We start from the raw sequence: 23,724 nt of genomic DNA, 5'->3' as shown, positions 1-23,724 counted from the left end.
CCATGACGATGATCTTCGGAATCCCCGTCCAGGCACTGCTTGGCCAATTGCTGGTGGGGCTGATCAACGGCTCCTTCTACGCCATGCTGAGCCTGGGTCTGGCCGTCATTTTCGGCTTGCTGCGCGTCATCAATTTCGCCCATGGCGCCCAGTATATGCTCGGCGCCTTCGTCGGCTACCTGCTACTCACCTATCTCGGCATCGGCTACTGGCCCGCGCTGATCCTCGCGCCGCTGACGGTCGGCCTCTTCGGCATCGTGGTAGAGCGCCTGGCGCTGTCGCGGCTTTACGACACCGATCCGCTCTACGGCCTGCTTTTCACCTTCGGTCTCGCGCTCGTGCTCGAAGGCATATTCCGCTATTACTACGGCGTGTCGGGAAACCCTTACGCCGTGCCGCCGCTGCTTGCGGGCGGCACCAATCTCGGCTTCATGTTCCTGCCCAACTATCGCGGCTGGGTCGTGGTCGCCTCGCTGATCGTCTGCTTCGGAACCTGGGCGCTGATCGAGAAGACCAGGCTCGGCTCCTATCTGCGCGCGGCAACCGAGAATCCCCGTCTCGTTCAGGCCTTCGGCGTCAACGTACCGTTGCTGCTGACACTGACCTACGGTCTCGGTTCCGCCCTTGCCGGGCTTGCCGGCATTCTGGCCGCCCCCGTCTATCAGGTGAGCCCGCTGATGGGATCGGATCTCATCATCGTCGTCTTCGCGGTCGTCGTGATCGGCGGCATGGGGTCGATTCTCGGCGCGATCGTCACCGGCTACATGCTCGGCCTCGCCGAGGGCCTGACCAAGGTCTTCTATCCCGAGGCCTCCAACCTCGTGGTCTTCGTCATCATGGCGATCGTGCTTCTGGTCCGGCCGGCCGGTCTGTTCGGAAGGGATGCCTGACATGTCGGAAGGGACATCCGACATGGCCGGGCCGTCGCGTCGCGAGACATCGGCCGGAACCCCGGCATGGCCCGAATGGACGCTGGTCGGGCTCGCCATTGCGGCGCTGCTGGTTGCGCCCTTCCTGGTTTATCCGATCTTCCTGATGAAGATGCTGTGTTTCGCGCTGCTGGCCTGCGCGTTCAATCTCCTGCTCGGCTACACCGGCCTGCTGTCGTTCGGCCACGCCACCTTCTTTGGCGGCGCCGCCTATTTCACCGCGCATGCCGTCAAGGTGTGGGGCTGGCCGCCGGAAGCCGGCATCCTGCTCGGCATGGCCGGCGCCGCGCTGCTCGGCCTGGTCATGGGCTTCTTCGCCATTCGCCGGCAAGGCATCTATTTCGCCATGATCACCCTGGCGCTGTCGCAGATGTTCTTCTTCTTCTGCGTGCAGGCGCCTTTCACCGAGGGTGAGGACGGCATTCAGGGCGTGCCGCGCGGCATGCTGTTCGGCGTCCTCGACCTGAACGTCTCGCTGAACATTTACTACTTCGTGCTCGCGGTATTCCTGATCGGCGTTTTCGCCATCTGGCGCATCGTCAATTCACCCTTCGGCATGATCCTGCGCTCGATCCGGGAAAACGAGAGCCGCGCCATTTCGCTGGGCTATTCCGTCGCCAACTACAAGCTCGGCGCCTTCGTCATGTCGGCGGCGCTGGCCGGGCTGGCAGGCTCCCTCAAGGCGATCGTCTTCCAGTTCGCCACGCTCACCGACGTCACCTGGCAGATGTCGGGCGAGGTGATCCTGATGACGCTTCTGGGCGGCATCGGCACCATGGTCGGGCCGATCGTCGGCGCCAGCCTCGTCGTCGGGCTGGAGAACACGCTTGCCACCTCCGGTTTCCCGGTGACCATCGCCACCGGGCTGATCTTCATGGTGTGCGTGCTGGTCTTCCGGCGCGGCATTGTCGGGGAGATTTATGCGCGGCTGCTCAAGCGACAGGGCAAGCACTGATCAGTTCCAGATCGACCGGGCGCGATTGACCGGGCCGCGCCAGGGCGCCGGCCAACGATAACCCCCGGTTGAGTGGCTACTGGCTTTGCTGCACACGCTTTTCGAGTTCGGCGGTGCGCGCGCTCAGATCGTCCAGTTCAAACCCTTGAGATGTGAAGAAGGCGGCTTCTCCGTTGTCGGGATCGGCGGCAAGACGGTGCGTTTCCCGCAGATGATGCTTCAGCCAGGCGCGCTGCTCGCGCTGCAACCGGGCACGTTGAGGGCCATGCTCACGACGCATCAAGGTGTTGTACGCGGCGTTCAACCTGGCATCGTACTTGTCGATCTCGACTTTCCCGCAATCCAGCATTTTCCCCGTGTAGCCGCCGGACTGGCCGACGCATGCTTTCATTTCATCATCGCTCCGTGCCATCGCGGGATAAGCCGTTGTCATGGCCAAAATTCCGAGGAAGCAGGCATATCGGAGCATGGAGCCGGTTCCTTGAAACCAAAGGCTGGATGCGGGTCAGGGCATCTCTGTTTCGCCACGCCCTTTGGGATCGGCAACAAGGGCGCCCACGATATGTTGGGCAGGCCGCGAAGGCGTCAAGGTTTGGCCCGTCGCGCCCCATCACCCATAACACCCGCGCTCGACCGCCAGCCGTCGCACCAGCGCCGACACCGCATCAATCGCCGGCGTCGGCTTGTCCGTTAGCCGGCCAAGCTCCTGTACCGCGCTCACCAGCGCGTCGATTTCCATCGGTCGCCCGCGTTCCAGGTCCTGCAGCATCGAGGTCTTGTGCTCGCCGACATCGCCGGCGCCCTTGATGCGGCGGTCGACGCCGACCGGAAAGCGCACGCCGAGGCTTTCGCCGATTGCTTGCGCCTCCAGCATCATGGTGCGGGCAAGCGCGCGGGTGCCTTCGTCGGCGACGATTCCCGCCAGCGTGGATCCGGTCAGCGCCGAGATCGGGTTGAAGGAGAGATTGCCCCACAGCTTCACCCAGATTTCGCTGCGTATGTCGTCGCGCACCGGCGCCTGCAGGCCGGCCTTGACCATTTCCTCCGCCAGTCGCGTCACCCGTTCGCTGCGTTCGCCCGAGGGTTCGCCGAGCGAGAACCGCTTGCCCTCGACATGGCGGATGAGGCCGGGCGCGTCGACCTCGGCGGCGGGATAGACGACCGAGCCGATGACGCGCTCCGGCCCGATCCGCTGCCAGATAGCCCCTCCGGGATCGACCGCTCTCAGCCTTGTGCCTTCGAGCGGCCCGCCCAGTTGATGGAAATACCACCACGGCACGCCGTTCTGCATGGTGACGACGGATGTGTGGTCCCCGAGCAGCGGCGCGATCTGGTCCAGCGCCGGGGTTAGCGAATGGGCCTTCAGCGCCAGCACGACAGTGTCCTGCACGCCGAGCTCCTCGGCCTTGGCGGCGGCTCTTACCGGCGCCACCGATTCCTCGCCGTCCTCGATCAGGCGCAGGCCGTTTGCCTGGATCGCTTCCAGATGCGCGCCGCGCGCGACGATCGACAGCTCGGTGCGGCCGGCGATCGCCAGCTTGGCGGCGAGATAGCCGCCGATCGCACCGGCGCCGAAAATGGTGATCTTCATCGTCAAAGCCCGAGTTTGGCGGCGAGCCCGATGCGCTGCAGCTTGCCGGTCGCGCCCTTGGGGATCTCGTCCAGGATCAGGATCTTGCGCGGCACCTTGAAGTCGGCGAGCCGCGTCGCGGCATGGCTGCGGATGTCGCTCTCGGTGGCGCTCATGCCTTCGCGCAGCACCACGGCCGCCGCCACCTCCTCGCCAAGCTTGTCATGCGGCATGGCGAAGGTGACGACCTGCGCCACCGCAGGATGGTCCATCAGCACGTCGTCGACCTCGAGCGGCGAGATCTTTTCGCCGCCGCGGTTGATGATCTCCTTGAGCCGGCCGGTGACGCGGAGATAGAAGTCCTCGTCGAGCACGCCCTGGTCGCCGGTGTGGAACCAGCCATGCGCGAAGGCCGTGGCATTGGCATCCGGGTTCTTCTCATAGCCTGCGGTGACATTGGGTCCGCGAATGACGATCTCGCCGGTCTCGCCGGCTTCCATCAGCCGCCCGTCCGGCGCCATCACCGCCACCTCCGGTCCGGCGCCGGCGCCGACGCTGCCTGGCTTGCGCAGGCCCGGCGGCAGCCGGTTCGACGCCATCTGGTGGGCGGCCTCGGTCATCCCGTAGGATTCGATCACCGGGCAGCCGAAGGTCGCTTCCAGTTCCGCCATCACTTGCGCCGGCAGCGACGCCGAGGACGAGCGGATGAAGCGCAGGCGTGCCGCCGCCAGCACCTCTTCATTGCGCGCCGCCCGCGGCAGGATCGCCTGGTGCATGGTCGGCACCGCCGTGTACCAGCTTGGCTTGGCGTCGCCCAGCCACTGGAAGAAGCGCAGCGCGTTGAAACCCGGCGTGCAATAGATGCTGCCGCCCGCTGCCAGCGACGACAGCACCGCCGCGATCAGGCCGTGGATATGGAACAGCGGCATGATGTTGAGGCAGCGGTCATCGGCGCCCAGGCCGAGCGTGGCGCCGATATGGCGCGCCGAGGCGGCGATGTTGGCATGGCTGAGCGGCACCAGCTTGGGGCGCGATGTCGTGCCCGACGTGTGCAGCAGCAGCGCGATGTCGCCATCCCCTGCCATGTCGGGCGCAGCCTGCGGACCGATCGCCGCGCCCTCGATGGTGAAGGAGCCGGCAGGCATGCCCGGGGAAACGATAAGCCGCAGCACGCCGATGCCGAGACGTTCGGCTACCGCCACCGCCGGACCGCTCTCGTTCTCCGCGACGAGGATCGCCTTGGCGCCGATGTCGGTGAGGTAAAAATCGAGCTCGTCGGCGCGATAGGCGGGATTGAGCGGCGCCGTCGACGCGGCGGCCGCCACCGCGACGAAGGCGGCGGCCATCTCCGGTCCGTTCGGCAGCACGATCGCCACCCGGTCGCCCCGGCCGATGCCGAGCGCATGCAGCCGTTCGGCCGTGCTTGCGATCAGGCGGCGCAGGCCGCCATGGGTCAGCGTCGCCCTGTCGGGCGCCAGGATCGCCGGGGCGTCATCGGCGCCGGCGGCGAGACGGCGGGAAAGGTCTTTTGAATTCGTGCTCATGGTCATCGACTATGTTTCAAACGACTGCTTCTAGAAAGCCCTTGGAATGGTTCCGACCCCGGACAATTGTCCACGACCGGAAGCCGGTTCTCCAATCCCCGATCGCCCTCAATATCCCAGCGCCATCCCATCCTTGCGCGCATCGGAGGCGCCGGTGAGCGTGCCTTTCTCCCAGTCGATCAGCACCGCCTGCCCGCCGCCAAGCGGATGCTGCGGTTCGACGACGCGATGGCCGCGCTTGTGCAAGCCTTCGACCGCCTCGACGGGAACGTTGCGCTCGGCCTCCACGGTATCATCATTGTAGAACACACGCGGCGCATCCAGCGCCTGCTGCGGATCCATGCCGAAGTCGATCATGTTGGTCAAAAGATGGACATGGCCGAAAGGCTGGTAGCCGCCGCCCATGACGCCGAACGGCATCACCACGCGGCCGTTCTTCGTCGCCATGCCGGGCATGATCGTGTGCATCGGCCGCTTGCCGGGCGCGATCGCGTTCGGGTGCGCCGGGTCGAGGCGGAAGCTCGATCCACGGTTCTGCAGCACGACACCGGTCTTCGGGCCGACGACGCCGCTGCCGAAGGAATAGTAGGTCGAGTTGATGAAGGAGACCGCATTGCGGTCACGGTCGACGATCGAGATGTAGACCGTGTCGCTGCCGGGCAGCTCCAGGCGCGGCAGATGCGTCATGGCGCGGTCGCGGTGGATCTCGGCGCGCAGCCGGTCGGCATAGGCGCCGGACAGAAGCTGCCGCACCGGCACATCAACCTGGTCCTGGTCGGCGACGAAGCGGTCGCGGTCCTGATAGGCCAAGCGTCCGGCCTCGATCTCCAGATGCAGGCGCTCGGCGCCGTTGGGGTCGAGTCCGCCGAGCTTGAAGCCCGACAGCACGTTAAGCATGAGCAGCGCCGTCAGCCCCTGATTGTTCGGCGGCATCTGGTGGATCTCATAGCCGCCATAGGTGGTCCCGACCGGCGTCACATAGTCGCCTTTGGTCGCAGCGAAATCCTCGTGGCTATGCAGCCCGCCCAGTTCATTGAGCCGGCGCACCATGTCGTCGGCAACGGCGCCCTCGTAGAAGCCGGCGCGGCCTTTCCTTGCGATCACCCGCAGGGTGGCGGCGAGTTCCGGCTGGCGGTGGACATCGCCGGCCTTCGGCGCCTGGCCGCCCGGCAGGAAGATGCGCGCGGCATGCTCGTCGGCCGACAGGTCGGTTTCCGGATCGGCCCAGTCGAAGGCGACGCGGTCATGCACGACATAGCCGTTCTCGGCATAGTGGATGGCCGGCGCCAGCACTTCGGCCATGCTCTTGCGGCCATGGTCTTCCAACAGACGGCTCCAGGCATCGACGGCGCCCGGCACGGTCACCGCGTGCGGGCCCTGTTTCGGGAGTTCGTTGAAACCCTTGTCCAGGTACCAGTCGACGGTCGCCTTGGCGGGCGCGCGGCCCGAACCGTTGAAGGCCAGCACGTCGCCTTGTCCCTTCGGGCAATAGAGGACAAAGCAATCGCCGCCGATGCCGGTCGATTGCGGCTCGACGACGCCCTGCACGGCGGCGGCGCAGACGGCGGCGTCCATGGCATTGCCGCCGGCGCGCAGCATGTCGATCGCGGCAAGGGTCGCAAGCGGATGCGAGGTCGCGGCAACTGCCTGCGTGGCACGAACCGGCGAGCGGCCGGGAAACTGGAAATCACGCATTCTGTCTGGATATCCCCTGGTCACTTGAAGCGAAATGGTCTGATGAAATCAATGCCGCCGCCCGAAGATCTGCGCGACCGACAGCAAGAGTATCGACAGCACGATCAGGCAGGTCGAGATGGCGGCGATGGTCGGGTCTATCTGGTCGCGCAGCGCGTTGAACATGCGCCGGGTCAGCGTGGTGGTCTCGCCGCCCGAGATGAACAGCGAAACCACCACTTCGTCGAAGGAGGTGATGAAGGCGAACAGCCCGCCCGAGACGATCGAGAAGCGGATCTGCGGCATCGTCACCTGCCAGAAGGCGGCGACGCGCCCGGCACCCAGGCTGCGTGCCACACGCTCCTGGTTCATGTCGTATGAGCGCAGGCCCGACAGCACGGTCAGCACCACCAGCGGCAAGGCCTGCACCGTATGCGCGATGACCAGGCCGGTCAGCGTGTTGTTGAGGCCGATGCGGGCGTAGAGGAAGAAGGTGCCGATGCCGATCAGGATCACCGGGATGATCAGCGCTGCGGTGAGCAGCGCGTTGATGGTGCCGTTGAAGCGCAGCGTGCCCCGGTTGATCGCATAGGCGGCGGCGGTGCCGAGCGGCGTCGCCACCAGCACGGTCATGACAGCCACCTTGACCGAGACGATGGTCGCATCGCGCCATTCGACCGACTGGAAATAGGTTTCGTACCAGCGCAGCGACCATTGCTGCGGCGGGAACTGCAGCAGCGTCGAATCCGAAAACGACATGATGACGATGATCACCGACGGCGCGATCAGGAACAGCAGCACCAGGCCGCCCAGAGCGTAGAGCCACAGGCGTTGCCGGTGCGAGATTGGCAGGCCGACATCCGCGCTCATCGCGAACTCCACACACCGGTGGCGCGCGCGCCGAGCAGCCATTGGAAAAGGCCGAGAAGCGCCAGCGTGACCACCAGCAGCACCACCCCGAGCGCGGCACCCGCGCCCCAGTTCGAATAGAGGCTGGTGGTCTGCTCCATGCGCATCGCCCACATGATCACCTTGCCGCCGCCCATCAGCGCCGGGGTGACGAAGAAGCCGAGGCACAGCACGAAGACGATGACCACGCCCGAGGCGAGGCCCGGCAGCGACAGCGGAAAGAAGATCTCCCGGAAGGTGGCGACCGGACCGGCGCCGAGGTTCATGCCGGCGCGCAGGCAGTCGGTGTCGATGGTCTTCATCGAGGCGTAGAGCGGCAGCACCAGGAACGGCAGCAGGATGTGCGTCATGCCGATGACGACGCCGGACAGATTGTTGGCGAGCGACAGCGGCTGGCTGATCACGCCGAGGTCGATCAGCCAGCTGTTGATCAGGCCCTTGCGCTGCAGGATCACCAGCCACGCATAGGTGCGCACCAGCACCGACGTCCAGAACGGCAGGATGACGAAGATCAGGCAGATCGATGCCGCCCGCCGCGGCAGCTGCGACAGCATGTAGGCGAGGGGATAGCCCAGCAGCACGCAGGCGCCGGTGACGATGAAGGCGACCTTGAAGGTGGTGACGAAGGTCTTGATGTAGGAGGCCTGCTCGAAGAACCGCTCATAGTTGGAGGCGCTCAAGGCTCCGCTCTCGTCGTACAGCGACAGCCAGAACAGCCAGCCGATCGGCACGATGATGATGGCGAAGACGAGGAGCAGGCTCGGCGACAAAAGCGCCAGCAGCCGCAGCGACTCGCGCCGCGCGTCGGCCCGCAGCGCCTGCGTGTTGAGGTCCCGGCCCGCGCCGGCTGGTTCTCTCAGGAGGGCGGATGGCGCGCTCATCCCTCTGCCGCCACCAGGATGGTGTCCTGCGCATCGAGGCCGAGGCGGATCGGCTGGCCGGCCGCCGGCAGCCTGGCCAGCACATCGCTGCGGCAGTAGTCGCGCAGCGTCAGCTGGCGGCCGTCGTGCAGCAGCGCGTAGCAGACGAAACTGTCACCCTGGTAGATGATGTCGCCGACCGTGGCATCGAGCACATTGATACCGCTCGACGGTTCGGCCGCCGTGACCAGCCGCAGCTTTTCCGGCCGCACCACCATCAGATGCTGGCCGGGGGCCGGTGCCGCCCCCGCCATTTGTATGCGCCTGTCCTCATACCAGACCGAACCGTTGCGGCATTCGACGGGAATGAAATTCGATTCGCCGATGAAGCCGGCGACGAATTGCGTCCTCGGCGCGGCGTAGAGCGTCTCGGGCTTGTCGAGCTGCTCGATGCGTCCGGCATTCATGACGGCGATGCGGTCCGACATGGTGATGGCTTCGCGCTGGTCGTGCGTGACATAGACCGTCGTCATGCCAAGCCGCCGGTGCAGCGCGCGCAGCTCGATCTGCATATGCTCGCGCAGGCCCTTGTCGAGCGCCGACAGGGGTTCGTCCATCAGCACGATGCGCGGTTCGAAGACGATGGCGCGCGCCAAGGCCACGCGCTGGCGCTGGCCGCCGGAAAGCTGGTCGACACGCCGGTCGCCCAGACCCTTGAGCTTCACCAGTTCCAATGCTTTTTCGACGCGCTCGGCGGTCTCGGTGGCCGCCACGCCGCGCTGCTTCAGCGGAAAGGCGATGTTGTGAAAAACGTTCATATGCGGAAACAGCGCGTAGTTCTGGAACACCATGCCGATGTTGCGCCTGTGCGGCGGCGTGGTGATGATTTCGTCGTCGCCGACCCTGATGGATCCGCCATTGGCCCGCACGAAACCGGCAAGGATCATCAGCAGCGTCGTCTTTCCGGAGCCGGAAGGCCCGAGCAGCGTCAGGAACTCGCCGGCCTCGACATCGAGGTTAAGGTCGCGCAGCACCGATACGCTGCCAAATCGTTTCTCGATCCGGCGCATGCTGATCGGCAGCGCGGATGGCGCAATGGACAAGATCTTTCTCTCCTCAAAGCAATTCCAGGAAAAGGGTGAAGCGGTTTTCCGTCCGGAATTGCGTGAAAACAAAGAGATAGAGTGGTTCGACGTTTCGGAGAAACGGTAACTACTCTAGCCGGCAAACAAGGGATGGCGAGGCAGTTTGTGCTGCCCCGCCATGAGCTATGGCCGCGGCCTATTGCTGGATCAGGTTGTTGAACTTCTCGGTCGCCTCCACCAGGGTGTCGCGCCAGAACTCGGCATCCTGCAGCACCTGCTTCTTGACGTTTTCGGGCGCCGAGTTGATGTCCTTGATCCGTTCCGGCGGAATCTTGCCGGTCTCGAAGGCCTTTTCGTTCACCGGCCCATTGTCGACATAGAGCGGCAGATTGGCCTGCAATTGCGGGCTCACGAACATCGCCAGCGCCTTCATCGCCGCTTCCTTGTTCTTGGCGCCCTTGGGGATGACCATGCAGTCGGCGGTCAGCACGCCCTGGTCGAAGGAGAAGCTGACAGGCGCGCCTTGCTTCTTCAGCGTGCCGGCGCGGCCGTTCCAGATGCTCGCCATGTCGACCTCGCCGTCCTTGACCAACTGCATGGCCTGGGCGCCGGAGGTCCACCAGGCGTCGACATGGCCACGGATCTTGTCGACCGATTTCAGTGCGCCGTCGATGTCGACCGGATAGACCTTGTCGATCGGCAGGCCGGAGGCGAGAGCGGCGACGCTCAGCGTCTCGGTCGCCTGGCTGCTGGAGAGCGCGCGCCGCCCCGGGAATTTTTCCACGTTCCAGAAATCGGCCCAGGTCTTGGGGCCTTTGTCGCCGAACACATCGGTCCGGTAGATGAGCACGACGGAGGTGTAGGAAATGCCGACCCAGTCGTCATGGACCAGCTTCGGGTTGATGCCGCTCTTGTCGATAATGCCGTAATCGAGCTTCTCGAACAGCCCTTCCTTCGAGCCGCGGGCGCATTCGTCGGCGCCGAGCTCGGTGATGTCCCACTTCACCGCATTGCCGGTCACCTGCAGGCGCACGTCGTCGAGGCCGTTGGTGGTGTCCTGCTTGATGGTGATGCCGAGTGCTTTGGCGGTCGGATCGAAGAACGCCTTGGTCTGCGCCTCCTGATAGGTGCCGCCCCACGAGGCGACGGTGATCGTATCGGCGGCGAAGGCGGGCGCCGCTGCCGATGCCATGAGGCCCGCGACCGCGGCAATCCCAACGCTACTGATGGTTTTCATGTCGATTCTCCAGCCGGTGTTCCCAATTGTTTTGATTTGGAATGCGATTTTGTATACAATTTTGAGTGTAGCCTAGGGATCGACGATGTCAACACCGTCCGAAGCCGGCTGACAGGCACGATGGAGCTGCGCCGCCAAGGCGTGGCAAATTGCGCCGACTGCGAATAGAGATAGGCAAATATCGATTGCCGGTGGGGACGGATCTTTGAGCAAGCAAACCAAGAACACGCTGCGCGACTCGGTCTACACTTCGCTGAAGGCGATGATCGTGACCGGCCAGATTCCACCGGGCTCGCGCGTCACCGAGAACGACATAGCCGCAAAGCTCAATGTCAGCCGCACGCCGGTGCGCGAGGCCTTCAACCGCCTCGAGCGCGACGGCCTCGTCACCGGCCGCCCGCGCCAGGGCTATGTCGTCACCGAGTTCGACATCAACATGTTCCGTGAGGCCTTCGCCATCCGCGAACTGCTGGACGGCCATGCGACCGAACTGGCCGCGGCCGCCGCGACCGACAAGGACAAAGCGCGGCTGCGCGCCATGCTGGCCGAATGCGAGCGGTTGGCCGCCATTCCCGACCGCACCACAAAGGAAAAATTCCAGGAGCTGGAGGTCGGCATCGACCTGCACCGCGTCATCGCCGAGATCAGCGGCAATGCCATGCTGCATGGCATGCTGTGCGGCATCCTCGACAAGTGCCAGCATTATGTCTGGACCGAACTCTTGTGGCTCGACGAATGGAAGATCGCCCGCGACGAGCATGGCGAGATCGTCGAAGCGATCTGCGCCGGCGATGCCGCCCGAGCCGGCGCCCTGGCCCGCGCCCATGTGCGCGGCTCACGCGAAAACGTGCTGCGCCTGCTGCAGGCGAAGTCGGACTACCAGAGTTTTCTCGCCAAGGCGTCCTGAGGAGACCAAAGCGCGAGGCATGAATCCGTTCAGGCGCGGCGCGCTTTGGCGGACGCCTCGACCCACGCTCGCGTGGCCTGACAGCTTTCCATCGCCCGCCCGAAGGCGTCGCGTTCGCTGAGCCGGGCCATGTAGGTTTGCTCGGCGGCACCGAGGGCGACTCCGCCAAATCCGCGGGCCAGCTGCAATGCGTAGAACACCGAGATGTCGGCGGCGGTGAACCTGTCGCCGGCCAGATATGGCGAAAGCGCCAGCTGCCGGCTCACCAGTCCCAGCCGGGTCTCGAACACGCGGAGAGCCTGGCGGGCGCTCCAGTTCCTTCGCTCTGCCTCGGGTGCAAAATTGCGGGCGCCGCCGACGAAATAAATCGGGGCCGCGAGGCCGGCTTCGCCGAGGTGGAGGAACTGCTGGTACGCGGGGAATGCAGGATCTTGCGCGCCTGGCGCGAGCGGCGTCGGCCCATAACGCGCCATCAAGTACTCCATGATCGCAATCGACTCGACCATGACGACGTCGCCGTCCCGAATAGCCGGGATGAACCCGCCAGGGTTGATGGCCAGGAACTCCGTGTCGTCCTGGATGCCGGCCGCCAGGTCCACGGGCCGCAACCGGTAAGCGAGCCCCATCTCCTCCAGCAGCCAGACAACCCGAAAGCCTCTGCCTTCCCCGAAGACCGTGATCATGCGTACGCCTTCAAACTGATTGCACCTGGCAAGCAGTCAATTATCAGCGGACTGATCCTGTTTTGCAAGCGGTCGAGCAGCGCTCGCAGACGCGATTTTTCAAACCCTTCAAACAATGCAACGGCCATGGCGACGCTCCGAATCAATCGAGCCCCATGGAACCAGCCACCCCGCAATCCCGAAAGACCGTTAACCTGAGTTCGGAACCCTGCCGTTAGCGCCCGCCGCTTGCAATTTCCCTAATCTGGGATATTGTCCCGAATATGAACGCATCCACATCCCACGTGAAAGCCTTGGCCGACCATCTTCGCCTGCTTCGGGCAGATCGTGGACTTACCCTTCAGGAGCTCGCGGCAAACAGCGGGGTCAGTCGGGCGACGCTGTCGCGGATCGAGAATGGCGAAGTCAGCCCCACGGCGGAAACGCTTGGTCGTCTGGCATCGGCTTTCACGCTGCCGCTTTCCCAGCTTCTGGCGCCGCTCGAGCCGGACTTTCCCCCGCTTGTCCGCCGCGCTGACCAAAGCATATGGTCGGATCAGGAGAAGGGCTTCACTCGCCGTGCTCTTTCGCCGCCCAGCGGACGACTGAAGCTCGAAATGATCGAGTGCGAGATCGCGCCCAACCAGCGCATCGTCTACGAGCGGCCCGCCCTTCCGGGGCACGAACACCACCTTGTGCTTTTGGCGGGCGCGCTCGTTTTGATCGCCGATGGCGTTCGGCACGACCTGCGTCCCGGTGACTGCCTGCGCTATCGGCTGCGCGGCGCCTCTTCCTTTGAGACCGGCGAACAATCGGCCCGCTACATTATCGCCATGACCTAAGGAACCGCCATACATGGAAACGCAGATCATTGAACTCGACGGCCTCGCCATCGAGAAAAGGCTGGGGGAGCTTTCCAGGGTTCTCGCAGACAGCGTGGCCGATGGAGCGGCGATCAGCTTCATGGCGCCCATGCCCTACGAGGACGCGGCTCGGTTCTGGTCGGGCGATGTTCAGCGTGAGGTCGCCGCGGGACGCAGAGTGCTTTTCGGAGCGGAGCGGCGCGGCGAGATCGTCGGAACCGTCCAGCTTCTCACCGCCATGCCGCCCAACCAGCCGCATCGTTGCGAGATCGCAAAGATGATCGTCCATCCGCAAGCACGCAGGCTCGGCATCGGGCGAGCCCTGATGAATGAAGCGCTGAATCGCGCGCGTGAACTGGGCAAAACCCTCGTAACCCTCGACACGCGAACCGGGGACGCCGCGGAGCCGCTATACGCTTCCGTCGGCTTCGAGGCGGCCGGTGTGATCCCTGACTTCGCTTGGGACCCGGACGGCAAGGCGCTGCACGCGACGACCTACATGTTCAGGCGGATATAGCCGGGCGCCAGCGGGTCTGAGTCTCGCCGGCATGAGCGCTGTGATCGGCGGAATGCTGGTTGCCGCGCAAGGTCATGGTTACGCGCGTCTGTCCGAGGAGCTGAACCGCGATTCGCTTGGCATAACGAACGGCGGGCATCCTGAATGCCCGACGCTCCGGCCGGGCTGTGGGCGCGCGCGGCGTCGCCGGCCAGAGGCACGCGCCCGGTCCCGACGGTTGGGTGGGCGCGTCCGCCTTGAAGCTGCAGCTACGGAAAGCCAACGGATCTCGGCGGTGGTCGGACGCGACCGGTGTCGCCGGTCCATGCGTGGCCGGGTGAACCTTAAGCGCGGTCAAGTTGTGTTAAGCTGGGTAAGCCTGGCGCGTCCGATCTTTTTCTGAAGCACAGCAGAGGCACGATCGCTGAAGACTTGGTGGATGAGATGTGCAGGCTATGTTGGATGGCCAGGCCGATGCCGGCCATCGCGGCCTTCTCGATGTGGCTGAGGGCACTCAGTTGACGTCGGAAAACCGGCGGCTGGAGATGTTGCGGCCCTGATCGATCTCACGGTCTTGTCGTCAAAGTCGAGAGCTGATCCGTGTCATAGCGGTTTCGCAGATCGGCGAGCGCCTTTGGGTCCGGCGCACCCTGCGCAGCGAGTTTCGCGAGCTCTTCGAAATAGTGCTCATGCCCGGGCGGAGAGACTGTCATCAGCACGCGGGCCGGTTTCTCGCTGACATTCGTGATGTTGTGTGGCACGCATGGCGGGATGAACAGATAGGTTCCAGGCGTTGCGCGGAGCGTTTTTTCGCCGACATGCCACTCACACTCGCCCTCAAGCAGGTAGAAGGTCTCCTCCTGCACCCGGTGAACATGCCGCCCGGTGGCGAACCCCGCCGGGATCGTCCAGTCGAACATGCTCGTGTGCTTGGTATGTTCGCCGGTGACGAGGAAGACCATAGGATGACCACGCAGCATGACTCCGTTCTTCTCATCGGGCATGCGAATGACGGCATCGGCGCTCATGTGATCCTCCATCGACCATGTGCTGACTTTTGCAAGCACTTGCGTAAGATCGGTGCTCCGTGCCGGGAAGTCGTGAATCCGTTCCTAAAAATCTGCTAAAAGCGTTGAATGACAATCGGGCGCGACATCTACCAGTTCGGCCCGTTCCGCCTCGACCCGGCGGCGGGCATTCTCTACCGAGGGACCGAGCCGACCATGCTTGGGCGGCGCGCCGTCGCGCTGCTGCGCCAACTGCTCGAAAACGCGGGCGTACCGGTGTCAAAGGACGTGCTGGTCGAGGCCGGCTGGGGCGGATTGGCGGTTGCCGATAACAATCTGACGGTTCAGATCGCAGCCTTGCGCCGGGTGCTGGCGCAGGCGGCGGATGCCGAGAGCTGGATCGAGACGTTGCCGCGGCGCGGCTATCGCTATGTCGGACCTGCCGTTGCGGCCAGTGATCCTGCCCCTGCCGGTTCGGCACTGACATTGCCCGACAAGCCATCCGTCGCGGTTCTGCCGTTCTCGAACCTGAGCGGCGATCCAGAGCAGAACTACTTCGCCGAAGGGATGGTCGACGACATCATCACGGGCCTCGCACGCATTAAGTGGCTGTTCGTCATCGCGCGAAACTCGACCTTCGCCTACAAGGGTCGTGCCGTGGACGTGAAGCAGGTCGGTCGCGAACTTGGCGTGCGCTATGTGCTCGAAGGCAGCGTGCGAAAGGCGGGCTGCAACGTGCGTGTGACCGGCCAGATGATCGATGCATCGACCGGCGCTCATGTGTGGGCCGAACGCTACGACCGCAGCTCCGACGATATCTTCGCGCTTCAGGATGAGATAGCGCTGTCGGCCGTTGGCGCAATTGCACCAAGCATACGGCGTGCCGAAATCGACAGGGTGAAGCGCAAGCGTCCCGACAGTCTCGATGCCTACGATCTCGTGCTCCGGGCCCAGCTCGATGTCGATTCCGGCATGCCTGAGCAGATCACGCGAGCGCTTGTGTTGCTCGAACGTGCGATCGAACTCGATCCCGCCTACGCTCTGGCGCACGGCAGCGCGGCGATGTGCCACCATTGCCTCTTCCTCCGCGCCGGCTTGCAGGAAGCCAACCGTGCCGCTTCGATCCGCCACGCCCGTTCCGCGATTCTCCACGGACAGGACGATGCGGCGGCGCTGACGCTCGCGGCGTTTTCCATTGGCATGGATGGGCACGACCGCGACGCTGCTTTCACCGCGCTGGAAGCCGCACTCGCCATCAGTCCATCGTCGGCGCTGACCTACATCCTTGGCAGCGTCATTCTCGGGTGGGCCGGCGACGCCGAACGGGCCATCGAATGGAGCGAGCGCGGCATGCGGCTCAGCCCGTTCGATCCATGGGCCTTCGCCGCGTTCGACGCGCAGGCGATGAGCCATCTGCTGCGCGGCCGCTATGAGGAATCCTGCCGTGCGGCCTACAAGTCAGTTCAGGCCAATCCCGCGCACAGCATCACTTATGTGCAATTGGCCGCGGCACTCGTGAAACTCGGACGGCTGGAAGAAGCCAAGGCAGCCGCCGCGAGGGTACTCGAACTGCATCCAGCATTCCGCTATGGCCGCCAGTTCGCCGGGGTGAATTGTGCCCCGGCGCTTGCGGCAACTCTTGGCGATGCGCTGCGGAACGCCGGGCTCCCGGAGTAGCGTGCTGCTTCGGATCGGGGACGCGGTGACGATGTCTACACGCGAATAGCCTGGCCTGCATTGTTTCGGCGATACAGGAAACGCAGGCTGGGCTGTGCTCATCCGGGACGGGCGCTTCGGTCGCATACCGACGCCAGCATCGACACAGAGGTCGGCGGACGGGCGCGGCGGAGAAAAGTCGTGCCTGTGGGCGACGCTCCCTGCGCGGCTTCTCAAACTACCAATTGGAGTGCAAGGCCGACCACTGACAAGGCCATTGCCACGGTCGCCAGCCAACCCATGCTCCGTAGCCAGCCCTGGATGGGAAACTCGCCCATGATTTCGGATCGACCCGTCATCAGCATCATGACGACCATTACCGGGACGGCGCATACGCCGTTAATCACAGCGCTCCAATATAGGGCCTTGATAGGATCGATCGGCGTGAAGATGATCCCCATTCCGAGCAGGGCCGCCGCAGCCAAGACCGCGTAAAATGCCTTTGCCTCCTTAGGCTTGCGCTCCAGTCCCACCGGCCAGCGACACGCTTCGCCCACTGCAAATGCAGCCGAACCCGCGAGAACCGGCACAGCGAGCAGACCGGTGCCGATGATACCCATCGCGAAGACCACAAACGCGAATTTACCGGCAACCGGCTCGAGGGCCTTGGCTGCATCAGTGGAGGAGTTGATATCAGTTACTCCCGCCTTATTCAGTGTGGCGGCCGTTGTAGCGATGATGGCAATCGCTATCAGGTTCGAGAATGCCATACCTACGAGGGTATCGGCACGGATGCGCTGGAGGGCGCTGGAAGCTTGCCACGGCGCCCATTTCAGCGGCTTGGCCTTTGGGTCGATCGCCTCCTCTTCGACCTCCTGGGACGCTTGCCAGAAGAACAGATAGGGGGAAATCGTGGTGCCAAGGATGGCCAGCAGCGTTGTGAAAAAACGGCCGTCCCATTCCAGGTGCGGGACGAGGATCCCTTTGAGCGCCTCGGCCCATGGAATCTGCGCCATGAAAGCGGCCGCAACGTAGGCGAAGAGGCTCAGCGTCGTCCACTTCAGGACCGTCACATACCGGCTGTAGTCGAGAAATACGATTGCCACGACACATGCCAAGCCGAAAGCAACCACGTAGAGCGAACCGGGACCACCCACCAGTGACCGGAGCGCATCGGCCATTGCGCTGAGGTCCGCGCCGATGTTGATCACATTGGCTGCAAACAGCAGCACGACCACAAAATACAGCAGTCCTGGGGGATAGTGCCGGGAGAGATTGCCGGAGATACCTCGCCCTGTCGTCCGGCCAATCCGTGCTGCTATCTCCTGGATCGCGGCCATGAGCGGGAAGGTGAAGATCATCGTCCAGCCGATATTGAACCCGAGTTGAGCTCCCGCCTGGCTGTAGGTGCCAATACCTGAAGGATCGTCGTCCGAGGCGCCCGTTATGAAGCCCGGCCCGATTGTGCGCAGAAATCGCTGAAAAGGCCCTTTCGCCTGCATGTTGCTCTGGTTCTCACCCACTTCCGCGCTGATGTCACCCATTGAGCTGCTCCAAAAACGCAATCCCCATGCATGACTGCGGATCGATCCCAACTCGGCATGAAACCAGTGGTTCCGGGCTTATCCGCTGGCTATCGGCGATCGCCTTGCGGAGCCTGCTCCCTGCGATGCCCAAATCCCAGGCGACTCGAGCTAGAAGCTTCTGCATGCTCAACTCAATCCCCATCCCGTGAACCTTTGCGGTCGGACCTCACCAGCAATTGGCCGTAGTTGGCCCAAGTTGTTCGCAGTCCTTCGTCCTCAGGCTTGGAACCCCAGGCGCACAAGATCGATGGCAGAGCGAAGGTCGTAGCCCTCTGGCTCGACAAGCGACAGCGAGGTACGCGACCCTCCCTCATGCTTTTCTCTGCCGGCGGCGCCACGTTCTATTGTCGGACGGGAGGCCGCTAGCACCTTCAGAGCGGGCTAGCGTTGGCCTCCCTTCGACATTGAAGACGATTCCGGCGTCCTCCAATGCCTTGCGCATGGCCTCGATGTTGTAGGGACGCGGCTTCCTAAAACCGTTCTCAAAATCGCTGATCGTGACTTCGCTAAGATTGGCCTTTGCGGCGAGACGCACTCGCGACCAGTTCAATAGGGCTCGCGCGGCTCTTGTTTGCTCTGCTGAGAGTAGGTCTCGGCTGTCCATAAGGACTCGAACATTCGATATGGCTAAAATGTTCCCTTGTGACCTTGCTAAGGAAGAAAATGGTGGGCGTTTTTCAGCTGGGCCATCGTTTTTCAGAGCTTATGTGACTGCTGGAAGCCGGCGACCTCGAACTTAGATATCCTCTTCGGATTGTTTGCGTTCTGCGACGGGGCGCCTGCGTGTTTTCCGTCAGCAACCCATCCGGATTAAAGGCTGAGCCCGGAGCAGAGGCGGAGTGCAAGGGGTCGGCCTTCCTTGGACGGCAATTTTCCAGCGCGATTGTACGACGGCATTTGCGCAGCCTGCCTCTTTTTCGAGTTGAGGAAATAGCTTCCAGATCGATTTCGAGGGCACTGGACCTTTGCTACGGAAGGATGGCAATAGGCCGAAAAAGTGATGCTCATGTGCTCGGATTTAGAAGTCGCCGTTTGTCGGAAACGGGGAATGTTAGCGGGGATTCGGTAGGGGAAAATTCATCTGCCGTGGCATCGGCGGAGCGCTTCTGGACTCTCGTGAGGCTTCCGACGGAGCCATCCGATCCAAATACCTAACGATATGGAAGAGTTAGTGGCGCGCCCGAAGAGATTCGAACTCCTGACCCCCAGATTCGTAGTCTGGTGCTCTATCCAGCTGAGCTACGGGCGCGCATCAGGCCATGTTTTCAACGGCCCCACGATCCGATCCCAGGGACCGGCCGCGAATGTGTGCAGTTCCCTAACGACTGAATTTGGGAAAAGCAAGCCGATCCGGCAAAAGTTTTGTCGTGGGTGCGTCATCCGGTGACGACGGCCCCGATCCCGGGGCTTTGAAGCTGCCGCGAAGCCGGTCTCACTCAGGCCGAGTGGGGAAAAGTCGCGGCGAAGGTCATAGAAAGCGTCAGGCTCGAAGGGCAGAAGCCACGGAAAACAGCGCCGAGGCCGTCACGCCGGGCGGCGCAGGCTGCCGCGGGCCTGGTCGAGCCGCACCGGCTGGTCGGGGATGGTTACGGCGAAAGTGGTGCGCCCGCCGATCGATTCGACCAGCTCCACCGTGCCGCCATGCGCCCGGATCAGTTCGTGGGCGATCGCCAGGCCAAGGCCGGTGCCGCCGCTGCGCGCCGAGCCGCGGAACGCCGCGAACAGGTTTTCGCGCGCCTTCGGCGGCAGGCCGGGGCCGGTATCGGTGACGGCGATGCGGCTGACGCTGCCCATGCGCTCGGCCGATACGGCCAGCCGCCGCACCACGGCGCTCTCTGTATCGGCCGCCATCGCCTGCACCGCGTTGCGGCACAGATTGGTGAGCACCCGAAACAGTTGGTCGGAATCGGCGTCCACCTCGAAAGCCGCCTCGACGGCGTTGATGAACTCGATGCCATCCTCGATGTCGAGCAGGCCGTGCACGTCCTCGACAAGCTGGCGCAGCCGCACTCGGCGGCGCGAAGGCGGCGGCTCCTGCGTGCGGCCATAGTGCAGCACGCCTTCCGAATAGGAGACGGCCCGGTCGAGCGCGCGCAAAAGCTTCGGCGCGAAGGCCTGCACGGTTGGATCCCTGACCTGGCGCAGGCGGTCCGACATCAGCTGCGCCGAGGCCAGGATGTTGCGCATGTCGTGGTTGATCTTCGACACCGCCAGGCCGAGATCGGCAAGGTGTTTCTGCTCCGAAAGCATCTTTTGCAGCCGCTCCTGCATCTGCGACAGCTCGCGTTCGGCAACGCCGATCTCATCGGAGCGGGCGGCGGGATGGATGATGCGCCCGGGATCGTCGGGCGCTTCGGAGAAGGACAGCATCGAGCGCGTCATGGTGCGGATCGGCCCGATCATGATCAGGTCGATCGCGGCATAGACCAGCATGGCGGTGAACAGCGAGATCAGCAGCGAGACGAAGGCGACGTTGCGCGAATAGATGAGCATGGCCTTGCGCAGCGAGTAGTCCGGCATGATCAGTTCGAATTCCTTGTCGCTGTCGCCGACCGGTCCGAAGACGCGCAGCATCCTGTCGCCGCCGAAAAACAGCGTATCGAGCGCGCCGGTCATGCCCTTGACCATGCCGACGCTGGCGAGGTCGATATGTTCGTCGACCTGCGGCGGCATGTCGGCCACCACCAGAAGCCGCGACACGCCGCCGTCGCGCACCGCGATCGCCTTGGCGCCGATCGCCATCAGCACGTCATTCTGGGCCGTACGCGACAGCGAGGTCGACTCGCCCTGCACCAGCACGATCGACACGGCCGCGGCCGTGCTCAGCCTCTCCTTGAGCCAGCTCAGCCGATAGCTCGCGATCCAGGGCAGGAAGATGAGCACTTCGGCCAGAAGCACGAAAACGATGGTCAGCAGCAGCAGTTTCGTCGACAGGCCGCGCGACAGGGGTACCGTGCGGACGGCGGCGGGCGCCGTTCCGTTCCCTTCACCCGCTTGGCTGGTTTCGCTCATGCGTTCCTGTCTTCACAATCACTTGATCGGCCAAGATTAGGCGATTAAGGCATTTTTGCCAATTTCATCCTTTGGCCGGAACATTAAATTACCGTCATAAAGCCTGCGTCCACGCCGCGCCGGCGCCGGATTGACTTCCAAAAGCCTTCTTTCTATAAGCCCGCTCACGCTCGGGCCATTCGTCCCGGCGCGGTTTCGATCGCGCCAAAGCCGGCCCGGCAAAGCTCCTGTTACAGAGTGACAGAATCAAGAAGGGCCGCACCCCGCGGTATTAAAACAAATGAAGCGTACCTACCAACCGTCCAAACTCGTCCGCAAACGCCGGCACGGTTTCCGTGCCCGCATGGCCACCAAGGGTGGTCGTGGCGTCGTCGCAGCTCGTCGCAACCGCGGCCGCAAGCGGCTCAGCGCCTAAGCGAGACGATATCGTTGCCCGCAACCGGCAAGCCAGTGGGGCAAAATCCCAAGCGGCTTCTGAAACGCGCGGAATTCCTGGCCGTCCGTCGTGGTGAAAAGCGACGCGGACGGTTTTTCCTCGTCGAGGTCCTCGACCGCGGCGATGGCGGGGTGCCGCGCGTCGGCTACACCGTCACCAAGAAGGTCGGCAACGCTGTTGTGCGCAACCGCGTCAGGCGGCGGCTGAAAGAGGCCGTCCGCGTCCATGCCGCAGATGACATGGTGCCCGGCAATGATTATGTCATCGTCGGGCGCGATGATGCGCTGCGCGCCCCCTTCGGCCAGTTGAAGGCCGAACTCTCCCGCCGACTTCGCGGAACACGATAGGCCAAGGGCTCTCGATGGAAAACAACCGGAACCTCTTCATCACCATCGCGCTGTCGGTGCTGATCCTGACCTTGTGGCAGGTTTTCTACATGAATCCGCGCGTGGAGCAGCAGCGCGAGGCCGCCAAGATCGAGCAGCAGCGGGTGGAAGAGCAGAAGAAGGCGGCCGAGGCCGCCAATCCGGGTGCTGGAACACCGGCTCCGGCGCCGGGCACCATCCCCAACGCGCCCGGCGGTGACACCGTCACCGCGGCCGGCCGCGATCAGGCGCTGGCCGCCGCTTCCAAGCGCGTCAAGATCGACACGCCGAGCCTCGAGGGCTCGATCAACCTGACCGGCGCCCGCCTCGACGACCTCAAGCTCAAGCACTACACCGAGACCGTCGACAAGAATTCGCCCGAGATCGAACTGCTCAACCCGCAGGCGCTGCCTACCGGCTATTTCGCCGAGATCGGCTTCGTCGGCAACGACAAGACCGGCGCGGTGCCGGGTGCCGAAACGCTGTGGAATGTCGACGGCAATCCGACGCTGAGCCCGTCGACGCCGGTGACGCTCACCTACACCAATGACAAGGGCCTGACCTTCAAGCGCACCTTCTCCGTCGACGCCAACTACATGTTCACGGTCACCGACACGGTGCAGAATTCCGGCACCAGCGCAGTTTCGCTGTTCAACTACGGCCGCGTCACCCGCTACGACAAGCCGGCCGTCGCCAGCACCTATGTGCTGCATGAGGGCCTGATCGGCTTCACCGGCACCGAAGGCTTGCAGGAACACAAATACGCGTCCATCGAGAAGGACAAGCAGTACCAGCCGGGCAAGTCGAGCGACGGCTGGCTCGGCATCACCGACAAATATTGGGCCGTCACGCTTGTGCCGACCGAGAAGCAGCCGTTCCAGCCGCGCTATGCCTATTTCGAGGATGGCCGCCACCGCTATCAGTCCGACTTCCTGACCGACGCGATCAATGTCGAGGCCGGCCAGTCTGCAACCGTCGAGACCGAGGTCTTCGCCGGCGCCAAGGAAGTCGCCAAGATCAACGCCTATGCCGAAGACCGCCACATCAAGCGGTTCGACCTTCTGATCGACTGGGGTTGGTTCCACTTCATCACCAAGCCGATGTTCTGGCTGATCGACACGCTCTACAAATTCCTCGGCAATTTCGGCCTGGCGATCCTCGCCACCACCGTCATCGTCAAGGCCATCTTCTTCCCGCTCGCCAACAAGTCCTACGCGTCGATGGCGAACATGAAGAAGGTGCAGCCCAAGATGCTGGAGATCCGCGAGAAATACGCGGACGACAAGATGAAGCAGCAGCAGGCGATGATGGAGCTTTACAAGACCGAGAAGATCAATCCGCTTGCCGGCTGCTGGCCGGTGGCGCTGCAGATCCCGGTCTTCTTCTCGCTCTACAAGGTGCTCTACATCACCATCGAGATGCGCCACGCGCCGTTCTTCGGCTGGATCCAGGATCTGGCGGCGCCCGACCCGACCTCGATCTTCAACCTTTTCGGCCTGATCCCGGTCACGCTGCCGCACATGCTGATGATCGGTGTCTGGCCGCTGATCATGGGCGTCACCATGTTCCTGCAGATGCGCATGAACCCGACGCCGCCGGATCCGACGCAGGCCGCGATCTTCACCTGGATGCCTGTTATCTTCACCTTCATGATGGCGGGCTTCCCGGCCGGCCTCGTCATCTACTGGGCCTGGAACAACACGCTGTCGATCCTCCAGCAGGGTGTGATCATGAAGCGCCAGGGCGCCAAGATCGAGCTATGGGACAATCTGATGGCCCTGTTCAAAAAGAAACCGTCGCCGGCGGAATAGCCGGCGCCTTTTTTGGCAAAAGAGCCCGCCGGTAGACTGAACCGTAAGTGGGCGGTTTAGACAGGGGCGGATTTGACGGCTGGGTCCTGTGTTCCACAGGGCTCAGCCTTTTAGTTTCAGTGATGCTGCGTGCGACGGCGTGGTCCGGCACGCGATAGGG

Annotated in this window: 22 protein-coding genes and 1 tRNA gene; 9 read left to right on the top strand and 14 right to left on the bottom strand. The window is 63.6% G+C overall.

Translation table 11 applies throughout. From position 1 onward, the window contains the following. The first annotated feature begins 2 nt into the window (after positions 1-2). Both FJ546_RS14540 and FJ546_RS14535 read left to right on the top strand, forming a co-directional pair. Entirely contained in the window at positions 3-890 is an 888-nt protein-coding gene (locus FJ546_RS14540) for a branched-chain amino acid ABC transporter permease (RefSeq protein WP_140889972.1), read from the top strand. A 22-nt stretch (positions 891-912) separates the two neighbouring features. Continuing rightward, complete coding sequence (locus FJ546_RS14535; protein ID WP_140890113.1) at positions 913-1,884, top strand: branched-chain amino acid ABC transporter permease; 972 nt, start codon at positions 913-915, stop codon at positions 1,882-1,884. Positions 1,885-1,960: 76 nt separating this feature from the next. Here FJ546_RS14535 and FJ546_RS14530 read toward each other — a convergent pair whose 3' ends face one another. The 8 genes from FJ546_RS14530 to FJ546_RS14495 all read right to left on the bottom strand — a co-directional run bounded on the left by FJ546_RS14530 (position 1,961) and on the right by FJ546_RS14495 (position 10,763). Then, positions 1,961-2,353 (bottom strand): lysozyme inhibitor LprI family protein, encoded by a 393-nt coding sequence (locus FJ546_RS14530; protein ID WP_140889971.1) that lies wholly within the window; start codon positions 2,351-2,353, stop codon positions 1,961-1,963. Positions 2,354-2,494: 141 nt separating this feature from the next. Next, the gene (locus tag FJ546_RS14525) at positions 2,495-3,475 is read right to left on the bottom strand and encodes a 2-dehydropantoate 2-reductase (RefSeq protein ID WP_140889970.1); all 981 of its coding nucleotides are present in this window, start codon (positions 3,473-3,475) and stop codon (positions 2,495-2,497) included. Positions 3,476-3,477: 2 nt separating this feature from the next. Next, positions 3,478-5,004, bottom strand: coding sequence for an acyl--CoA ligase (locus tag FJ546_RS14520; RefSeq protein WP_140889969.1), 1,527 nt, complete (start codon positions 5,002-5,004; stop codon positions 3,478-3,480). A gap of 102 nt (positions 5,005-5,106) precedes the next feature. Further along, a complete protein-coding gene (ggt, locus tag FJ546_RS14515) occupies positions 5,107-6,693 on the bottom strand; it encodes a gamma-glutamyltransferase (protein ID WP_140889968.1) in 1,587 nt (528 codons plus the stop codon). A 48-nt stretch (positions 6,694-6,741) separates the two neighbouring features. After that, the gene (locus FJ546_RS14510) at positions 6,742-7,542 is read right to left on the bottom strand and encodes an ABC transporter permease (protein WP_140889967.1); all 801 of its coding nucleotides are present in this window, start codon (positions 7,540-7,542) and stop codon (positions 6,742-6,744) included. Continuing rightward, positions 7,539-8,462, bottom strand: coding sequence for an ABC transporter permease (locus FJ546_RS14505; RefSeq protein ID WP_140889966.1), 924 nt, complete (start codon positions 8,460-8,462; stop codon positions 7,539-7,541). The genes FJ546_RS14510 and FJ546_RS14505 overlap by 4 nt, the downstream gene beginning before the upstream one ends. Continuing rightward, positions 8,459-9,544, bottom strand: coding sequence for an ABC transporter ATP-binding protein (locus FJ546_RS14500; RefSeq protein ID WP_140889965.1), 1,086 nt, complete (start codon positions 9,542-9,544; stop codon positions 8,459-8,461). Before FJ546_RS14500 ends, FJ546_RS14505 begins: the two co-directional genes overlap by 4 nt. A gap of 178 nt (positions 9,545-9,722) precedes the next feature. After that, positions 9,723-10,763, bottom strand: a complete 1,041-nt coding sequence (locus FJ546_RS14495) for an ABC transporter substrate-binding protein (protein WP_140889964.1) — start codon at positions 10,761-10,763, stop codon at positions 9,723-9,725. Between the two features lie 205 nt (positions 10,764-10,968). Between FJ546_RS14495 and FJ546_RS14490 the strand changes: the two genes are divergently transcribed. After that, positions 10,969-11,670, top strand: coding sequence for a GntR family transcriptional regulator (locus FJ546_RS14490; protein ID WP_181167932.1), 702 nt, complete (start codon positions 10,969-10,971; stop codon positions 11,668-11,670). A gap of 29 nt (positions 11,671-11,699) precedes the next feature. On the opposite strand, the gene FJ546_RS14485 is transcribed toward FJ546_RS14490, so the two are convergent. After that, positions 11,700-12,353, bottom strand: coding sequence for a glutathione S-transferase family protein (locus tag FJ546_RS14485; RefSeq protein ID WP_140889962.1), 654 nt, complete (start codon positions 12,351-12,353; stop codon positions 11,700-11,702). Positions 12,354-12,616: 263 nt separating this feature from the next. Between FJ546_RS14485 and FJ546_RS14480 the strand changes: the two genes are divergently transcribed. Next, positions 12,617-13,174 (top strand): XRE family transcriptional regulator, encoded by a 558-nt coding sequence (locus FJ546_RS14480; protein ID WP_140889961.1) that lies wholly within the window; start codon positions 12,617-12,619, stop codon positions 13,172-13,174. Between the two features lie 13 nt (positions 13,175-13,187). Continuing rightward, complete coding sequence (locus FJ546_RS14475) at positions 13,188-13,712, top strand: GNAT family N-acetyltransferase (RefSeq protein ID WP_140889960.1); 525 nt, start codon at positions 13,188-13,190, stop codon at positions 13,710-13,712. A 545-nt stretch (positions 13,713-14,257) separates the two neighbouring features. Here FJ546_RS14475 and FJ546_RS14470 read toward each other — a convergent pair. Next, entirely contained in the window at positions 14,258-14,719 is a 462-nt protein-coding gene (locus FJ546_RS14470) for a cupin domain-containing protein (protein WP_140889959.1), read from the bottom strand. A gap of 108 nt (positions 14,720-14,827) precedes the next feature. Between FJ546_RS14470 and FJ546_RS14465 the strand changes: the two genes are divergently transcribed. After that, positions 14,828-16,375 (top strand): winged helix-turn-helix domain-containing tetratricopeptide repeat protein, encoded by a 1,548-nt coding sequence (locus tag FJ546_RS14465; protein ID WP_140889958.1) that lies wholly within the window; start codon positions 14,828-14,830, stop codon positions 16,373-16,375. A 212-nt stretch (positions 16,376-16,587) separates the two neighbouring features. Here the strand turns inward: FJ546_RS14465 and FJ546_RS14460 are convergent, their stop codons facing one another. The 4 genes from FJ546_RS14460 to FJ546_RS14445 form a co-directional block, all read right to left on the bottom strand. Next, a complete protein-coding gene (locus tag FJ546_RS14460; RefSeq protein WP_140889957.1) occupies positions 16,588-17,898 on the bottom strand; it encodes a divalent metal cation transporter in 1,311 nt (436 codons plus the stop codon). 352 nt (positions 17,899-18,250) lie between these two features. Further along, a complete protein-coding gene (locus FJ546_RS14455) occupies positions 18,251-18,544 on the bottom strand; it encodes a helix-turn-helix transcriptional regulator (protein WP_140889956.1) in 294 nt (97 codons plus the stop codon). 568 nt (positions 18,545-19,112) lie between these two features. Then, positions 19,113-19,189: transfer RNA gene (locus tag FJ546_RS14450), tRNA-Arg, on the bottom strand. A 275-nt stretch (positions 19,190-19,464) separates the two neighbouring features. Continuing rightward, complete coding sequence (locus FJ546_RS14445; RefSeq protein WP_140889955.1) at positions 19,465-20,952, bottom strand: HAMP domain-containing sensor histidine kinase; 1,488 nt, start codon at positions 20,950-20,952, stop codon at positions 19,465-19,467. A gap of 280 nt (positions 20,953-21,232) precedes the next feature. Between FJ546_RS14445 and rpmH the strand changes: the two genes are divergently transcribed. The 3 genes from rpmH to yidC are packed head-to-tail and all read left to right on the top strand — an operon-like array spanning position 21,233 to position 23,564. After that, entirely contained in the window at positions 21,233-21,367 is a 135-nt protein-coding gene (gene rpmH / locus FJ546_RS14440) for a 50S ribosomal protein L34 (RefSeq protein ID WP_008833937.1), read from the top strand. A 14-nt stretch (positions 21,368-21,381) separates the two neighbouring features. Further along, positions 21,382-21,735, top strand: a complete 354-nt coding sequence (gene rnpA / locus FJ546_RS14435; RefSeq protein ID WP_027040889.1) for a ribonuclease P protein component — start codon at positions 21,382-21,384, stop codon at positions 21,733-21,735. 14 nt (positions 21,736-21,749) lie between these two features. Further along, complete coding sequence (gene yidC / locus FJ546_RS14430; protein WP_140889954.1) at positions 21,750-23,564, top strand: membrane protein insertase YidC; 1,815 nt, start codon at positions 21,750-21,752, stop codon at positions 23,562-23,564. The last annotated feature ends 160 nt before the right edge of the window (positions 23,565-23,724 follow it).

The sequence above is a fragment of the Mesorhizobium sp. B2-4-19 genome (assembly GCF_006441315.1).
Taxonomy (GTDB): domain Bacteria; phylum Pseudomonadota; class Alphaproteobacteria; order Rhizobiales; family Rhizobiaceae; genus Mesorhizobium.
This window is presented reverse-complemented; position numbering and strand designations above follow the sequence as displayed.

Excerpts from the sequence above, each read along its gene's own strand:
- FJ546_RS14540 (WP_140889972.1), top strand. The coding sequence starts at position 3 with ATGACGATGATCTTCGGAATCCCCGTCCAGGCACTGCTTGGCCAATTG.
- FJ546_RS14535 (WP_140890113.1), top strand. The coding sequence starts at position 913 with ATGGCCGGGCCGTCGCGTCGCGAGACATCGGCCGGAACCCCGGCATGG.
- FJ546_RS14530 (WP_140889971.1), bottom strand. The coding sequence starts at position 2,353 with ATGCTCCGATATGCCTGCTTCCTCGGAATTTTGGCCATGACAACGGCT.
- FJ546_RS14525 (WP_140889970.1), bottom strand. The coding sequence starts at position 3,475 with ATGAAGATCACCATTTTCGGCGCCGGTGCGATCGGCGGCTATCTCGCC.
- FJ546_RS14520 (WP_140889969.1), bottom strand. The coding sequence starts at position 5,004 with ATGACCATGAGCACGAATTCAAAAGACCTTTCCCGCCGTCTCGCCGCC.
- ggt (WP_140889968.1), bottom strand. The coding sequence starts at position 6,693 with ATGCGTGATTTCCAGTTTCCCGGCCGCTCGCCGGTTCGTGCCACGCAG.
- FJ546_RS14510 (WP_140889967.1), bottom strand. The coding sequence starts at position 7,542 with ATGAGCGCGGATGTCGGCCTGCCAATCTCGCACCGGCAACGCCTGTGG.
- FJ546_RS14505 (WP_140889966.1), bottom strand. The coding sequence starts at position 8,462 with ATGAGCGCGCCATCCGCCCTCCTGAGAGAACCAGCCGGCGCGGGCCGG.
- FJ546_RS14495 (WP_140889964.1), bottom strand. The coding sequence starts at position 10,763 with ATGAAAACCATCAGTAGCGTTGGGATTGCCGCGGTCGCGGGCCTCATG.
- FJ546_RS14485 (WP_140889962.1), bottom strand. The coding sequence starts at position 12,353 with ATGATCACGGTCTTCGGGGAAGGCAGAGGCTTTCGGGTTGTCTGGCTG.
- FJ546_RS14480 (WP_140889961.1), top strand. The coding sequence starts at position 12,617 with ATGAACGCATCCACATCCCACGTGAAAGCCTTGGCCGACCATCTTCGC.
- FJ546_RS14475 (WP_140889960.1), top strand. The coding sequence starts at position 13,188 with ATGGAAACGCAGATCATTGAACTCGACGGCCTCGCCATCGAGAAAAGG.
- FJ546_RS14470 (WP_140889959.1), bottom strand. The coding sequence starts at position 14,719 with ATGAGCGCCGATGCCGTCATTCGCATGCCCGATGAGAAGAACGGAGTC.
- FJ546_RS14465 (WP_140889958.1), top strand. The coding sequence starts at position 14,828 with ATGACAATCGGGCGCGACATCTACCAGTTCGGCCCGTTCCGCCTCGAC.
- FJ546_RS14460 (WP_140889957.1), bottom strand. The coding sequence starts at position 17,898 with ATGGGTGACATCAGCGCGGAAGTGGGTGAGAACCAGAGCAACATGCAG.
- FJ546_RS14455 (WP_140889956.1), bottom strand. The coding sequence starts at position 18,544 with ATGGACAGCCGAGACCTACTCTCAGCAGAGCAAACAAGAGCCGCGCGA.
- FJ546_RS14445 (WP_140889955.1), bottom strand. The coding sequence starts at position 20,952 with ATGAGCGAAACCAGCCAAGCGGGTGAAGGGAACGGAACGGCGCCCGCC.
- rpmH (WP_008833937.1), top strand. The coding sequence starts at position 21,233 with ATGAAGCGTACCTACCAACCGTCCAAACTCGTCCGCAAACGCCGGCAC.
- yidC (WP_140889954.1), top strand. The coding sequence starts at position 21,750 with ATGGAAAACAACCGGAACCTCTTCATCACCATCGCGCTGTCGGTGCTG.